Annotated in this window: 16 protein-coding genes and 1 tRNA gene; 9 read left to right on the top strand and 8 right to left on the bottom strand. The window is 66.2% G+C overall.

Going from position 1 to position 13,174, the window contains the following annotated elements; translation table 11 throughout:
* Nucleotides 1-103: 103 nt before the first annotated feature.
* Entirely contained in the window at nucleotides 104-307 is a 204-nt protein-coding gene (locus DQG17_RS06985; RefSeq protein ID WP_116131992.1) for a DUF2892 domain-containing protein, read from the bottom strand.
* 183 nt (nucleotides 308-490) lie between these two features.
* Nucleotides 491-567 (bottom strand) — tRNA-Ile (locus tag DQG17_RS06980).
* Between the two features lie 212 nt (nucleotides 568-779).
* Between DQG17_RS06980 and purM the strand changes: the two genes are divergently transcribed.
* From purM to rnd, 3 genes are all read left to right on the top strand, one after another.
* Entirely contained in the window at nucleotides 780-1,847 is a 1,068-nt protein-coding gene (purM, locus tag DQG17_RS06975) for a phosphoribosylformylglycinamidine cyclo-ligase (protein ID WP_198666041.1), read from the top strand.
* Nucleotides 1,844-2,437: a phosphoribosylglycinamide formyltransferase gene (gene purN / locus DQG17_RS06970; RefSeq protein ID WP_116131991.1), complete on the top strand. Its 594-nt coding sequence runs from the start codon at nucleotides 1,844-1,846 to the stop codon at nucleotides 2,435-2,437. Before purM ends, purN begins: the two co-directional genes overlap by 4 nt.
* Nucleotides 2,438-2,542: 105 nt before the next feature.
* A complete protein-coding gene (gene rnd / locus DQG17_RS06965) occupies nucleotides 2,543-3,700 on the top strand; it encodes a ribonuclease D (protein WP_116131990.1) in 1,158 nt (385 codons plus the stop codon).
* A 118-nt stretch (nucleotides 3,701-3,818) separates the two neighbouring features.
* Here rnd and DQG17_RS06960 read toward each other — a convergent pair whose 3' ends face one another.
* Nucleotides 3,819-4,301, bottom strand: coding sequence for a hypothetical protein (locus tag DQG17_RS06960; protein ID WP_116131989.1), 483 nt, complete (start codon nucleotides 4,299-4,301; stop codon nucleotides 3,819-3,821).
* 151 nt (nucleotides 4,302-4,452) lie between these two features.
* Between DQG17_RS06960 and DQG17_RS06955 the strand changes: the two genes are divergently transcribed.
* Entirely contained in the window at nucleotides 4,453-4,878 is a 426-nt protein-coding gene (locus DQG17_RS06955) for a SufE family protein (protein ID WP_116131988.1), read from the top strand.
* Nucleotides 4,879-4,906: 28 nt separating this feature from the next.
* Here the strand turns inward: DQG17_RS06955 and DQG17_RS22135 are convergent, their stop codons facing one another.
* Together DQG17_RS22135 and DQG17_RS06945 are read right to left on the bottom strand one after the other, a co-directional pair.
* Entirely contained in the window at nucleotides 4,907-5,044 is a 138-nt protein-coding gene (locus DQG17_RS22135; RefSeq protein WP_116131987.1) for a heavy metal-binding domain-containing protein, read from the bottom strand.
* 18 nt (nucleotides 5,045-5,062) lie between these two features.
* The gene (locus DQG17_RS06945) at nucleotides 5,063-5,251 is read right to left on the bottom strand and encodes a hypothetical protein (RefSeq protein WP_116131986.1); all 189 of its coding nucleotides are present in this window, start codon (nucleotides 5,249-5,251) and stop codon (nucleotides 5,063-5,065) included.
* 107 nt (nucleotides 5,252-5,358) lie between these two features.
* Here DQG17_RS06945 and DQG17_RS06940 point away from each other — a divergent pair, with 107 nt between their 5' ends.
* Nucleotides 5,359-6,450: a PA0069 family radical SAM protein gene (locus DQG17_RS06940; protein ID WP_116131985.1), complete on the top strand. Its 1,092-nt coding sequence runs from the start codon at nucleotides 5,359-5,361 to the stop codon at nucleotides 6,448-6,450.
* A 51-nt stretch (nucleotides 6,451-6,501) separates the two neighbouring features.
* Here the strand turns inward: DQG17_RS06940 and bmt are convergent, their stop codons facing one another.
* From bmt to DQG17_RS06925, 3 genes are all read right to left on the bottom strand, one after another.
* The gene (gene bmt / locus DQG17_RS06935; protein WP_116131984.1) at nucleotides 6,502-7,512 is read right to left on the bottom strand and encodes a betaine--homocysteine S-methyltransferase; all 1,011 of its coding nucleotides are present in this window, start codon (nucleotides 7,510-7,512) and stop codon (nucleotides 6,502-6,504) included.
* 177 nt (nucleotides 7,513-7,689) lie between these two features.
* A complete protein-coding gene (locus DQG17_RS06930) occupies nucleotides 7,690-8,019 on the bottom strand; it encodes a DUF1476 domain-containing protein (RefSeq protein WP_116131983.1) in 330 nt (109 codons plus the stop codon).
* Nucleotides 8,020-8,119: 100 nt separating this feature from the next.
* A complete protein-coding gene (locus DQG17_RS06925) occupies nucleotides 8,120-9,358 on the bottom strand; it encodes a hypothetical protein (RefSeq protein ID WP_116131982.1) in 1,239 nt (412 codons plus the stop codon).
* Between the two features lie 193 nt (nucleotides 9,359-9,551).
* Here DQG17_RS06925 and purC point away from each other — a divergent pair, with 193 nt between their 5' ends.
* The 4 genes from purC to DQG17_RS06905 all read left to right on the top strand — a co-directional run bounded on the left by purC (nucleotide 9,552) and on the right by DQG17_RS06905 (nucleotide 13,156).
* Nucleotides 9,552-10,313, top strand: a complete 762-nt coding sequence (purC, locus tag DQG17_RS06920; RefSeq protein WP_116131981.1) for a phosphoribosylaminoimidazolesuccinocarboxamide synthase — start codon at nucleotides 9,552-9,554, stop codon at nucleotides 10,311-10,313.
* Nucleotides 10,314-10,380: 67 nt separating this feature from the next.
* The gene (gene purS / locus DQG17_RS06915; RefSeq protein ID WP_116131980.1) at nucleotides 10,381-10,620 is read left to right on the top strand and encodes a phosphoribosylformylglycinamidine synthase subunit PurS; all 240 of its coding nucleotides are present in this window, start codon (nucleotides 10,381-10,383) and stop codon (nucleotides 10,618-10,620) included.
* 57 nt (nucleotides 10,621-10,677) lie between these two features.
* Complete coding sequence (gene purQ, locus DQG17_RS06910) at nucleotides 10,678-11,346, top strand: phosphoribosylformylglycinamidine synthase subunit PurQ (protein WP_116131979.1); 669 nt, start codon at nucleotides 10,678-10,680, stop codon at nucleotides 11,344-11,346.
* Nucleotides 11,347-11,398: 52 nt separating this feature from the next.
* Complete coding sequence (locus DQG17_RS06905; protein ID WP_116132631.1) at nucleotides 11,399-13,156, top strand: ATP-binding protein; 1,758 nt, start codon at nucleotides 11,399-11,401, stop codon at nucleotides 13,154-13,156.
* The last annotated feature ends 18 nt before the right edge of the window (nucleotides 13,157-13,174 follow it).

The following is a 13,174-nucleotide window of genomic DNA, read 5'->3' as shown; positions in this document are numbered from 1 at the left end:
CCTCTCCCGCGCTGCTGTGGTCGCGCCATGGAAACCCCAAAGCCGGCGCCGCGACAAGCGCGCCGCCGCAGGGTCAGGCGAATTTTCCGGGGTGCCCCGGGGGCTATTCGAAGGCGGGTCCGCTCTTGATCCCGAGCTTCCGGAACACGATTGCCGCCGGGCAGAAACCGGTCACCGAGCTTTGCATCAGGTTCACGCCCACGAAAGCGGTGAAAAGATACCACCAACCCGACACCCAGGTGCCGAGGGCAAGCGACAGAAGGATCATGAAACCGGCGAACATCATCACCGCGCGATCAAGCGACATGGCAGGGTCCTTTCCCGAACCGACCGGCCCCGCAGCCCGGGACCTTTGCGATGGATATACCGCTTTCGGGGAAAAATTCAATATATTGAATACAAATTCGGGCGGGCCAAGATAGGGCCCGGAACATCGCGCGGCGGCGAAAGATCTTCGCTCCGGCGTCCGGTTCGGAAAATCTGGGGGAACTGGTAGGCCCGGCAGGACTTGAACCCGCAACCAAAGCGTTATGAGCGCTCTGCTCTAACCAATTGAGCTACAGGCCCCCGCGCATTTGCCTAGCATGTTCGGTCCCGGCGTCAAGCGGCTCTGCCGTCCCTCCCCGGGGGCGTCGACAGGCGAAGGGCGGTCGCGAAGGGCTCTCCGCCGCCCCGAAAAAACGCTCGATCCAAATCGGGGACGGGCAGCATCGCGTGCCGGCCTCCGTTTCTCGTCATGGACACCGGCTGCGGGGCTTGCTACCCCGCCAACAGATTTCATGGCACGAAAGGGCGGGCCGGTGAGCGCGGGCAAGAACGGACTGACCTATGCAGAGGCGGGTGTGGACATCGACGCGGGCAACGCGCTGGTCGACCGCATCAAGCCGGCGGCGAAATCGACCGACCGGTCCGGCGTTGCCGGCGGGCTTGGCGGCTTCGGCGGGCTTTTTGACCTGAAGGCGGCGGGCTTCACCGATCCGGTGCTGGTGGCGGCAACCGATGGCGTCGGAACCAAGCTGAAGATCGCCATCGATACCGGGGTGGTCGCGGGCGTCGGCATCGACCTTGTGGCGATGTGTGTCAACGATCTGGTGTGTCAGGGGGCAGAGCCGCTGTTCTTCCTCGACTATTATGCCTGCGGTGCGCTCGACGTCGATGGCGCGGCGCAGGTGGTCGAGGGCATTGCCGAGGGCTGCCGGCAGGCCGGTTGCGCACTGATCGGCGGCGAGACTGCCGAAATGCCGGGGATGTATGCGGCCAAGGACTTTGACCTCGCAGGCTTTGCCGTCGGCGCGATGGAACGCGGCACGGCGCTGCCCGCGGGCGTGGGCGAGGGCGACGTGCTGCTGGGGCTGGCGTCCTCGGGGGTGCATTCCAACGGCTATTCGCTGGTGCGCCGCATCGTCGAGCTGCAGGGCCTTGGCTGGGATGCCGCGGCGCCCTTTGCCGAAGGAACGCTCGGCGAGGCGTTGCTGACGCCGACCCGGATCTATGTTCGCCCGGCGCTGGCAGCGATCCGCGCGGGCGGGGTGCACGGGCTGGCCCATATCACCGGCGGCGGTCTGACCGAAAACCTGCCGCGGGTCCTGCCCGAGGGGCTGGGGGCCGAGATCGACCTCGGGGCCTGGACCCTGCCGCCGGTCTTTGCCTGGCTCGGCGCGGCGGGCGGGCTGGCCGAGGCCGAGATGCTGAAGACCTTCAATTCCGGGATCGGCATGGTCGTGGTGGTTGCGGCGGATCGCGCCGAGGCGATTGCCACGCTGCTGGCCGAGGCTGGCGAGACCGTGCACCGCATCGGCACCGTCACCGAAGGGCAGGGCGTCAGCTATCGGGGCGCCTTGACTTGAAGCGCGTCGCAATCCTGATCTCGGGCGGCGGGTCGAACATGCTGGCGCTGCTCGACAGCATGGCCGAGCCGGGACATTGCGGGATGCCCTGTCTTGTTGCCTCGAACGATCCGCAGGCCTCGGGGCTTGCCCGGGCGGCCGAAAGGGGCGTCGCCACGGCTGCGCTCGACCACCGGCGCTTTGGCAAGGATCGCCCGGCGTTCGAGGCCGAACTGCACAGGATCATCACCGATCACGGCGCTGACATGATCTGTCTGGCGGGCTTCATGCGGGTGCTGACCGCGGGTTTTGTGACCCCCTGGTCGGGGCGGATGCTGAACATCCATCCCTCCTTGCTGCCGAAATATCGCGGGCTGCACAGCCATGCGCGCGCCATTGAGGCGGGTGATGCCGAACACGGCTGCACCGTCCACGAGGTCACGCCCGAGCTTGACGACGGACCGATCCTCGGTCAGGCGCGGGTGCCGATCATCGAAGGCGATACGCCCGAGACTCTGGCCGCCCGGGTACTGACCATGGAACACAGGCTTTATCCCGCAGTGCTGCGCCGATTTGCAGCGGGCGACCGGACGCAATTGTTCCTGCCCTGAAGCTTTCCCGATGCGGGATTTTTGTCTATAGACTGACCAAGCAGGCAGAAGACTGACCAAACAGGCAGACGCGCCATTCCGCCAACAACAAGAAGAACCGACTGGATGCGAACACTTATCACGACCGATGATCTGGCCGAGTATTGCGCAACGGCCCGCTCTTTCCCCTATGTGACAATCGACACCGAGTTCCTGCGCGAGCGCACCTACTGGGCCAGGCTCTGCCTGTTGCAGATGGCATTGCCGAACGGGGGCGAGGCGGTGCTGGTCGATCCGATCGAGGGCGGCGATGCGCTGTCGCTTGAACCGCTCTATGAGCTGTTTCGCGATCCGTCGGTGGTCAAGGTGTTCCATGCCGCACGGCAGGATCTGGAGATCTTCTTCCACGAGGGCAATGTCTTTCCCGTGCCGCTGTTTGACACCCAGGTCGCCGCCATGGTCTGCGGTTTCGGCGAGCAGGTGGGATACGAGACGCTGGTGCGCAAGATCTCGCGCGGGGTGATCGACAAGACCTCGCGCTTTACCGACTGGTCGCGCCGGCCGCTGACCGATGCCCAGAAGACCTATGCCCTCGCCGACGTCACGCATCTGAGGTCGGTCTACGAATTTCTTGCCGCCGAGCTGGCGCGGTCCGGGCGCAAGCACTGGGTCGAGGAAGAATTGTCGGTCCTGACCGATCCCGCGACCTATGTGGTCGAACCCGACGAAGCCTGGCGCCGCGTCAAGACCCGCACAAATTCGGGCAAGTTTCTGGCCATCGTGCGCGAACTTGCGAAGTTCCGCGAGGTCTATGCCCAGGAACGCAACATTCCCCGCAGCCGGGTCTTCAAGGACGATGCGCTGCTGGAGCTTGCCTCGACCAAGCCGCGCAGCCTGCAGGATCTGGCCAAGTCGCGGATGCTGATGCGCGAAGGCCGCAAGGGGCCGGTCGCCGACGGGATTCTGGCGGCAATCGAGGCCGGGCTTGCGACGCCCACAGCCGACTGTCCCGCCGCCGATACCAGCCGCGACAAGCTGCAGGTCAATCCGGCGCTGTCCGATCTGCTGCGGGTGCTGCTGAAGGCAAAGTCCGAGAAGGCCGGTGTGGCCCAGAAGCTGATCGCCACGTCGTCCGATCTCGACGAGATCGCGGCCGGTCAGCTTGACGGTGCGGTGATGCGCGGCTGGCGCGGCGAAGTCTTTGGCAGCGACGCACTGCGGCTGTGTGAAGGCAAGATCGCGCTGGCGGCTAAGGGATCTGACGTCGCGATCATAGAGCTCTAGGCCCGGCTCAATCGCGGCCGGCATCCTGTGACAGGCTGACAATCAAACAGGCGATGGGCCTTGCCGGTGGCCCGGGGGGCGCTCCGGTCCCCGTCGCGGCGCCGTGCAGGTCGGGCGGTCAGCGTCTGGCGCTGACCTTGTTCTGGCTGCCCGCAACGGTGATCTGGCGCGTGTTGCCGAGGCTCTGGTCGGTCAGGTACAGCGCTGCCGTGACCTCGCGCGAGGCCTGGCTGCCGGCAGGCCAGGGACGCGGCGGCGGCACGATCCGGAACTCGAGCGCCATGACGCCGTCCTTCGGTGCGGGCTTGCCGATTTCCGAGGTGAAGGTCGGCACGAGGTCGGTTGCGAAATAGCCCTGTGTCGGCGGCAGGCCCACGGCGGTGACGATCACGCCGCCGGCCACCGGCTCCACTTGCACCGAAACGACGCGGGCGACCATCGGGCGATAGTCGGTTGTGTCCTCGTACCCTTTCTTCGGTTCCAGCGTCGGCGTCCGGTCGCGGCCGCCGCCGAACCAGCCCCAGTTGCCGGGGTTGAGCCTCGTGCCGCATCCGGCAAGGAGAACCAGAGCCAGTAGCCCGGCAAGCCTGTAGATCTTCATAGGTTCTCCCCAGCGTCGAAGACGTCGTGGTTCCGATTAGCGAAAAGCAGCGGGGATGAAAAGCCTGTGCCATCGCGTGACCGGGGACTGGACCTCGGGACGGGGGCGACCTATCACGCAAAGGGACAGGGGGCCAGCAAGGGAGCAGCCCATGGCACAGCCGGATTTCGAAGACATCGTCGATACGTTCGAGTTCCTGGATGACTGGGAGGAACGCTATCGCCATGTCATCGAACTGGGCAAGGCGATGGCGCCGCTTGACGAAGCGCTGAAGATGCCCGCAACCAAGGTCGATGGCTGCGTCAGCCAGGTCTGGCTGGTGCCCGAGATCGAGGGCGAAGGCGCAGGGGCCAGGTTCACGTTCAAGGGCGACAGCGATGCGATGATCGTGCGCGGCCTCGTCGCGGTTCTGAAGGCGCTTTATTCCGGTCTTTCGGTCGCCGAGGTTCTGAAGGTCGATGCCCTGGCAGAGCTTGCGCGCCTCGGGCTTGACGATCACCTGTCGGCACAACGCTCGAACGGGCTGCGCGCCATGGTTCAGCGGATCCGGGTGCTGTCCGAAAAGGCGGCGGCCTGAAGCTGCGCGCCGCAAGGGGCCGGTTCGGTCAGGTCATGGACTTCTGGCCAAGCCGCACCGCTGTGCCATACCATATAACCTCAGACGCGACGATCTGAACGGTCGTCGTCTGCACCCGCACCGCGACAATTGCGTCGGCGCCAAGCCTGCGGGCATCCTCGGTAATCTGGGTGAAGTCGTCCCGCTACTTTTTGACCATCCGCGCGGCGATCACCCGCCACAGCAGATAGGCGATCGCGGCAAGTGGTATCGCAATGCCAAGGACGCTCGCGGGCATATCGAATCTGGTGGCAAGAACGGCGCCTGCAAGCACCGTGGCGCCCGCTGCGGCCATCACCGTCAGGACGAGCAGAACAAGTCGATTCAAGGGCATGGGACGATCCCTCCTTCCTGTCCCGATATGGCCACCGCTACGGCATGTGCCAAGGGGAGGCGTCGCGCCGCTTGTCTTTTGTTCCTGTTTTGTTCTAATCTCGTGCGATGGAACAGGACGATCCCCGCAATCTGCCCGAGGCCCGGGTGAAGGGCCGTGCCGCACAATCGAACCGCCCCGGGCGGTTCGAACCGCATGTCCGGGCTGCCGTCGATGACGGCTGGGCGCGGGATATCGAGGATCTGCCGCTGCTGCGCACCGAGGTGGCGCTGGAACGGCCGCGCAGCATCATCACCCGCAATACGTCGCCCGACATCGGCTTTGACAGGTCGGTCAACCCCTATCGCGGCTGCGAACACGGCTGCATCTATTGCTTTGCCCGGCCGAGCCACGCCTTTCTGGGGCATTCGCCGGGGCTCGATTTCGAAACGCGGCTGAAGGCCAAGCCCGACGCCCCGGTGCTGCTGCAGGCCGAAATCTCGCGTCCGCGCTACCGGGTGGCGCCGATTGCCTTTGGCACCAACACCGATCCCTATCAACCGATCGAGCGTGAGCACCGCATCACCCGCGGCTGCCTCGAGGTGCTGCAGGCGTTCCGCCACCCGCTGACCGTGACCACCAAGGGGACGCTGGTCGAACGCGACGCCGACATTCTGGGCGAGATGGGGCAGGCGGGGCTGGCACAGGTGGCGATCTCGATCACCACGCTTGACCCGGAGCTTTCGCGCAGCATGGAGCCGCGGGTGCCGGCGCCGGCCCGCCGGCTGAAGGCGATCGAGGCGCTGGCAAAGGCCGGCTGCCCGGTGGGCGTGTCGGTCGCGCCGGTGATCCCGGGCCTCACCGATTCCGAAATCGAGGCGATCCTGCGCGCCGCCCGCGATGCCGGTGCCAGCCATGCCTCGATGATCCTGTTGCGTCTGCCCTTGGAGGTGTCGGGGCTGTTCCGCGAATGGCTGCAGGCCTGCCAGCCCGGCCGCGCGGCGCGGGTCATGGCGCGGGTGCGCGAGACCCACGGCGGGGCCGATTACGACGCCACCTGGGGCCAGCGCATGACCGGGCAGGGAAGCTATGCCGAGATGATTCACCAGCGCTTTCGCCTTTGGCGCCGGCGACTGGGGATGGACGGGCCGGGGCCGGCGCTGCGGTGCGACCTGTTCGCCATCCCGCCCAAGCCGGGCGACCAGCTCAGCCTGTTCTGAGCCGCGCCGTGTCGCTGCGCCGGGGACCGCGGCCGATCCGGCCCGCGGCGCTCAACTGCGCCGCCGGCCTCGGCCCCGGCCCGGCGACGCATCCTCGCGCGCGCCATCGCTGGCCGAGGAAAAACCGCCAAGCGTCGCCGCGACCCCCTCGAGCGTCGGTCGCGGTCCCGGCGCACGGGTTTCGAGCGCGTGGCGCATGGCCCTTAGATGCTCGGGCGTGGTGCCGCAGCAGCCGCCGATGATGACCGCCCCGGCATCTCGCGCCAGACAGGCATAGTCCGCCATCAGCGCGGGTGTGCCATCATAGTGCAGGTGCCCGTCGGCATATTTCGGGATGCCGGCATTGCCCTTGGCCACAATCGGGATCTCGGGGGCGAGCGCCGAGAAGCCAAGGATGGTGCGCACAAGATCCGAGGCGCCGACGCCGCAATTGGCGCCGAAGGCCACGGGGGGATTGTCGAGCCGGGCGAGAAGCGCCACCATGTCGGCCGTGGTCAGCCCCATCATCGTGCGCCCGGCGGTATCAAAGCTCATGGTGCCGACCCAGGGCATGGCGGCAAGCAGCGCCGCCTCGGCCGCGGCGCGGTATTCCTCGGCCGACGAGATCGTCTCGACCCACAGCACATCGACGCCGCCCTCCTTCAGCGCCTCAGCCTGTTCATGGAACATTTCGACCGCCTGCGCGTGGCTCAGCATGCCCATCGGCGCCATGATCTCGCCCGTCGGGCCGACAGAGCCCGCGACGATCACCCGGCGCCCGGCGGCATCCGCCACCTCGCGGCCAAGTTCGGCGCCGCGCCGGTTCAGCTCGCGCACCCGTGCCTGCGCCCCGAACAGCTTCAGCCGCGCCGCGGTGCCGCCAAAGGTGTTGCTGAGGATGATGTCGCTGCCGGCCGCGATGGCGTTGCGATGAAGCGTGCGGATCAGGTCGGGGCAGTCGGCGTTCCACAACTCGGGCGCATCGCCCTGCCGCAGCCCCATGTTGAACAGGCTGGTTCCCGTCGCGCCGTCGGCCATCAACCAGCCGCGGTCCACCAGCAGGCGGGAAAGTGCGTCGGTCATCTTGTGCACATACCTTCGTTACCGATCTGCCGAGGCCCGCGCCTGCCCGCAGGCCCGGATTACAAATCCCGCCAGGTGCAGACCCAAGGAGCAATTGGCGCGGGCGAGCCGGGCCAGAACATGCACCCTTGGTGCGGTTCCCTGAGGGGCGCGCGAGGCGCCCGTCAGGGGCTGCGCTCAGATCAACGTGACCAGATCGCCCGCCTTGGCCCGCTTGCGCGCCTCGACAAGGAACTCGGCCATCCGCTCGCGGATCCGCGCCTCGTTGCGCAAATCGCCCATATCCTTGCCGATCTTGCGCACCACGGCCTCCTCGCCGCCCTCCTGCAGATCGGTTCGGATGATGTCCTTGGCATAACGCACCGCCTCTTCGGCGTTCATTCCCATGATCGCGGCAGCCCAGAATCCGAGATGCTTGTTCCGGGACGCCTGCGCCATGAATTCCAGTTCGGCGTCGCGCACGAACCTTGCCTCGTATGCGGCCTCGCGGTCGTCGAAAGTGGTCATGATACGGATCTCCCTCCTCACATATATTTTACGTCATATGTAAGCGTGTGCGAGGGACTTGCCTAGTGTGCCGGTGGCGGTGGCGGTGCAAACGGCAGCCCTAGGGCTGCCGGCCGAACAGTTCTGCCAGCCGCCGGGCCGCAGATGCGCGCACAATGTCCGAGCGGTGGCCGGCCGAAATGACGGCCGTTGCCTCCTCCAGCGCCTCGTCAAGCCGCCCTGCCTCCAGGTGCGCTGTCAGCATGTCGAGCCAGGCGACCTGTTCCTCGGGCGGCAACGCCGCCTCGACGGCCGCGACCAGGATCGAGGTCACTTCCTCTTCCCAGGAGGGTGCTGGCGTCTGCTGCTCCCAGGGCGGCCGCGACAGGTCGCGCTGGTCCGGGGTGCGGCGGTTTGCCGTTGCGGCGGACGGTGCCGGGGGCGGTGCTGCCGGGGCCGGGGCAGCAAGATCGGACGCCTCGGGGGGCGGCGCGGTGACGCCGGGCGGTTCTGGGGTGACGTCTTGAGGTGCTTCGGGCTTGACCGCGCCGCCCTGCAGCGCGCGCAGGGGCGGTCGCGGGCGACGCAGGCGGTGGGACAGGATCATCTCGGCCTCCGACAGCGGTGCGCCGCCCGGATCGGTCGACAGCTCCAACACCATCATGTCCCCCGAGGGCGGTTCGAACAGCGCCTCGGGGTCGATGCCGAGTGCCTCGAGGATGCTGCCCTGGCGCATCGGGGTCATGACCTCGAAATCCGGGATGCCCGGCGGCGGCAGGCTGTCGACCTCGACCGGATGCGGCATGCCGGCGTCGATGCCGATCCAATCCGCCTCGGGCGCGGTGCCAGCGGCGCTGATCGACGCGGCACGACGGGTGGCGCGGCCGTTGCGATAGACGTGAAAGGCGAAGAACGCGCCTGGATGGCTGTTGCCGGAGTGCCGGAAATAAAAGATCTCGTCGCCGCCAAGCTGCTGGCTGAGCCTTTCGCAGAAGCCCGAGGTCTCGCCGTCGCCGGACAGGAACTCGATCAGCGTCATCCCGGCGCTGCCGACCGGCGCTGTCAGCCGCAGCGCCCCGCCGCCGCCGGCATCGTCCGCGGGCGGCGCCATGGTTGGCCGCGACAATGGCGCCGGCGGCAAGGTGCCGTCCGGCTGGATCATGAGTTCGGCCAGACCAGGGGTGCCGGTCCCGCCACTGCGAAACAACCGGCTCAGAAAGCCTGCGCCCGCCGCCTTTGCCCGCGCACGGTCGCGCGCGGCCCGCGCCTCGGCCAGCCTGAGCCGCCCGATCGCCGAGACGATATGGATCGGCGGGCGCGCCGCCACGGCAAAGTCGATCAGAACGAAATCATCGCTCATCTTGCCCCACTCCCGTGCGCCAGCCAGACTGCGGCGAGACATTGTTTTCGGTGCCCCAGACTCGGCGAGGCGAGGGGCGGTGTCAACCTGAGCCGGGCCATCGGGGGCGCACGCTTGCGAGGATCTCGGGCTTGGCTTATAGGGCAGCAGGAACACGGCCTAATTGACGCAGACGGGCCGAGGAAAGGATCCCATGGCACGCCGAAAGAAGATCTACGAAGGCAAGGCGAAGATTCTCTACGAAGGACCCGAGCCCGGGACCCTCGTTCAGTATTTCAAGGACGATGCCACCGCGTTCAATGCCGAGAAGAGGGACGTGATCGAGGGCAAGGGTGTCCTCAACAACCGCCTGTCCGAGTTCTTCATGACCGGGTTGAACAATATCGGCGTTCCGACCCACTTCATCAAACGCATCAACATGCGCGAGCAACTCGTTCGAGCGGTTGAAATAATTCCGCTTGAAATCGTTGTTCGCAACGTTGCCGCCGGGTCGATCTCGAAGCGGCTCGGCATTGCCGAGGGCACGCCGCTGCCGCGGCCGATCGTCGAATACTACTTCAAGGACGATGCGCTCGGCGATCCGATGGTCACCGAAGAGCACATCATCGCCTTCGGCTGGGCCGGCCAGCAGGACCTTGACGACATCGTGGCGCTGGCACTCAGGGTCAACGATTTCCTGTCCGGCATCATGATGGGCGTCGGCATCAAGCTGGTGGACTTCAAGATCGAGGTCGGGCGGATCTGGGAGGGCGATTTCATGCGCCTCGTGGTCGCCGACGAGATCAGCCCTGATTCCTGCAGGCTCTGGGACGTCAACACCGGCGCGCATCTGGACAAGGACGTGTTCCGGCGCGATCTGGGCGATCTGGCCGATGCCTATACCGAGGTCGCCCGTCGATTGGGCGTTCTGCCGACCAATGCACCTCAGTCGGGGAAACCGACGCTGATCAATTGAAAGCTCCGGCTGGTCAGGTCTGCCGACCAGCCTGGGCCCGTCCCGAAACCGAAAAGGACGCGCTGAGATGAAAGCCACCGTTCATGTCATGCTCAAACAGGCGGTTCTGGATCCGCAGGGCGAGGCGGTGAAAACCGCGCTCGGCGCGCTCGGGTTCGAGGGCGTCGAGGCCGTGCGCCAGGGCAAGGTGATCGAACTCGATCTGGCCGAGACCGACGCCGAGGCCGCCCGTGCCGCGGTGACCGCGATGTGCGAGAAACTGCTCGCCAACACGGTAATCGAAAGCTTCCGGGTCGAGGTCGCCTGAGCGACCCCGACCCCGTTTGCCGCGTTTCCCAGTTCGCCGCGTTTCAAGGAGAAGCCAATGCGCGCCGCTGTTGTCACCTTTCCCGGGTCGAATTGTGACCGGGATCTGGCCGTGGCCTTCGAGACCGCCGGTTTCGAGGTCGAACGGGTCTGGCACAAGGACACCGCGCTGCCCGACAACCTTGACGTCGTGGGTCTGCCAGGGGGATTTTCCTTTGGCGACTATCTGCGCTGTGGGGCGATTGCCGCCAATGCGCCGATTTGCCGTGAGGTGATTGCCTTCGCCAAACGCGGTGGCCATGTTCTGGGCGTCTGCAACGGCTTTCAGGTGCTGGTCGAGACCGGGTTGCTGCCCGGGGCCCTGATGCGCAATGCCGGGTTGCGGTTTGTCTGCAAGCCCGTCGCGCTGAAGGTCGAGACCGAGCTTTCGGCCTTTACCGGGCTTTACGACAGCGGCACCGAGGTGACGATTCCGGTCGCCCATCACGACGGCAACTATCAGGCCGATGCCGAAACCCTGCGGATGCTCGATGCCGAGGCGCGCGTCGCCTTCCGCTATTGCGACAATCCCAACGGGTCGGCGGGGGATATCGCCGGGATCCTGTCCGAGAACCGGCGGGTTCTGGGCATGATGCCCCATCCCGAACGGGCGATTGACCCGCTGCACGGCGGCACCGACGGGCTTGCGCTGTTCTCCGGTCTCGCAGAAGCGCTGGTATCCGCCTGAGTGTATTGCGCCGGACTTTAGTTTCGGACCGGATAAGCCTAGTTTGTTCGGCATGACGAACACTAGCACGCAGCCCGATCAAAGCGGAGAGCGCACCACCAGACCCCTGCGTCTGGTGGCCGCAACGATCGTGCTTCTGGCCGGTTTCACACTCTACTTCACCAATATCTGGCTGACCGACCGATTTACCGAAACCACGCGCAACCGCGCCGAGCTTCGGCTTGCGCTCTATTCGGGCAATATCATCAGCGAGTTGCAGCGCAATTCCGTCGTGCCGCTGCTGCTGTCGCAGGACCCGGCGCTGTCGAATGCGCTCAATTCCAGCGACTTCACGCAAAGCTCGCAACGCCTGATCAGCTTCATGGACGAGATCGGTGCGGCGGCGCTGATGCTGCTCGACCTCGACGGCCGGGTCGTGGCGGCGACCGACCGCAATCTGCTTGGCAGCCAGTTTCGCGCCCAGCCCTATTTCATCGACGCGCTGCGCACCAACGATACGGTGTTTTCGGTGGTCGAGAACGAGGCCGGCGCCAAGACCTTCACCTATTCGCGCAAGGTCATGTCGGATCGCCAGGCGATGGGCGTGATCGTGGTCGAGGTCGATCTGCGCAAGCTGGAAAGCAGTTGGGCGGGAATTTCGGACGCGGTTCTGGTGACCGACAGCGAAGGCAAGATCATCCTTGCGACGGAACGGCGCTGGCGCGGCCGCACGGTCGAGGAGGCGCTGGCGACACAATCCGCACCCTCGGCGATCGAGCGGGCACTGCTGGCAACGACCGACTGGTCCCAGCACGAACCCGATGCCTATCTGCAGGGGCAGGCGGTGCTGCGATCGGACGGGCGGATCCCGTTCCGCGGCTGGCGGATCACCGCCTTCACCGCCTTTTCATCGGTGCGCGACCGGGTGAACGGCGTGCTGGCGCTGGAGATCATGGGATTTGCGGTGCTGCTGGCGATGACGTTCTATTTCCTGTCGCGCCGGGCCCAGACCTGGTCGCGGCGGTTCCAGATGGAATCGGCCGAACTTCGGCGGCTGAACGAACGGTTGCAGCGGGAAATCGCCGAACGCCAGCGGGCGGAAAAGAACCTCGAGGTGGCCGAGCAGACGCTCGAGCAATCCTCGAAGCTTGCCGCCCTTGGCGAGATGTCGGCCTCGGTCAGTCACGAGCTGAACCAGCCGCTGGCGGCGATGAAGACCTATCTGGCGGGCGCCCGGCTGCTGCTGCAACGCCGGCGGCCGGACGAGGCGCTCAGCTCGTTCCAGCGCATCGACGACCTGATCGAGCGGATGGGCGCGATCACCCGGCAGCTGAAATCCTATGCCCGCAAGGGCGGCGTGGCGTTCGAGCCGCTGGACGTGCGCGATGCGATCTCGGCCGCGCTGACAATCATGGAGCCGCAGTTGCGCAACCGCCGGGTGGCAATCGTGCGAACCCTGCCGCGCGATCCCGTCATTGTGATGGCTGACCGGCTGCGGCTGGAACAGGTGCTGATCAACCTGTTCCGGAACGCGATTGACGCCACCAAGCTGCTGGCCGACCCGCAGATCGAGGTGATCCTCTATTCCGGCGAAACGGCAATGGTCAGCGTACGGGACAACGGGCATGGGATTGCTGACCTCGACAGATTGTTCGAACCCTTCTACACGACCAAACAGGCGGGCGACGGGGTTGGCCTCGGGCTCGCGATCTCTTCGGGGATCATAAACGACTTCGGAGGACGGCTTACGGCGCGCAATGCGACCGGCGGCGGCGCGGTGTTCGAGATCCGCCTGCCCAAGCACGAACCGGATCGACGGGCCGCCGAGTAACCGCGCGCGTCCAGATGG

It is taken from the genome of Tropicimonas sp. IMCC34043, assembly GCF_003390845.1.
Lineage (GTDB): Bacteria > Pseudomonadota > Alphaproteobacteria > Rhodobacterales > Rhodobacteraceae > Tropicimonas.
Note: the sequence above shows the minus strand (reverse complement) of the source record. Positions and strands in the feature narration are given on the sequence as shown.

Bases quoted from the DNA above. Each gene is read 5' to 3' on its own strand.
- DQG17_RS06985 (WP_116131992.1), bottom strand. From the start codon at position 307: ATGTCGCTTGATCGCGCGGTGATGATGTTCGCCGGTTTCATGATCCTT.
- purM (WP_198666041.1), top strand. From the start codon at position 780: ATGGCACGAAAGGGCGGGCCGGTGAGCGCGGGCAAGAACGGACTGACC.
- rnd (WP_116131990.1), top strand. From the start codon at position 2,543: ATGCGAACACTTATCACGACCGATGATCTGGCCGAGTATTGCGCAACG.
- DQG17_RS06960 (WP_116131989.1), bottom strand. From the start codon at position 4,301: ATGAAGATCTACAGGCTTGCCGGGCTACTGGCTCTGGTTCTCCTTGCC.
- DQG17_RS06955 (WP_116131988.1), top strand. From the start codon at position 4,453: ATGGCACAGCCGGATTTCGAAGACATCGTCGATACGTTCGAGTTCCTG.
- DQG17_RS06945 (WP_116131986.1), bottom strand. From the start codon at position 5,251: ATGCCCTTGAATCGACTTGTTCTGCTCGTCCTGACGGTGATGGCCGCA.
- DQG17_RS06940 (WP_116131985.1), top strand. From the start codon at position 5,359: ATGGAACAGGACGATCCCCGCAATCTGCCCGAGGCCCGGGTGAAGGGC.
- bmt (WP_116131984.1), bottom strand. From the start codon at position 7,512: ATGACCGACGCACTTTCCCGCCTGCTGGTGGACCGCGGCTGGTTGATG.
- DQG17_RS06930 (WP_116131983.1), bottom strand. From the start codon at position 8,019: ATGACCACTTTCGACGACCGCGAGGCCGCATACGAGGCAAGGTTCGTG.
- DQG17_RS06925 (WP_116131982.1), bottom strand. From the start codon at position 9,358: ATGAGCGATGATTTCGTTCTGATCGACTTTGCCGTGGCGGCGCGCCCG.
- purC (WP_116131981.1), top strand. From the start codon at position 9,552: ATGGCACGCCGAAAGAAGATCTACGAAGGCAAGGCGAAGATTCTCTAC.
- purS (WP_116131980.1), top strand. From the start codon at position 10,381: ATGAAAGCCACCGTTCATGTCATGCTCAAACAGGCGGTTCTGGATCCG.
- purQ (WP_116131979.1), top strand. From the start codon at position 10,678: ATGCGCGCCGCTGTTGTCACCTTTCCCGGGTCGAATTGTGACCGGGAT.
- DQG17_RS06905 (WP_116132631.1), top strand. From the start codon at position 11,399: ATGACGAACACTAGCACGCAGCCCGATCAAAGCGGAGAGCGCACCACC.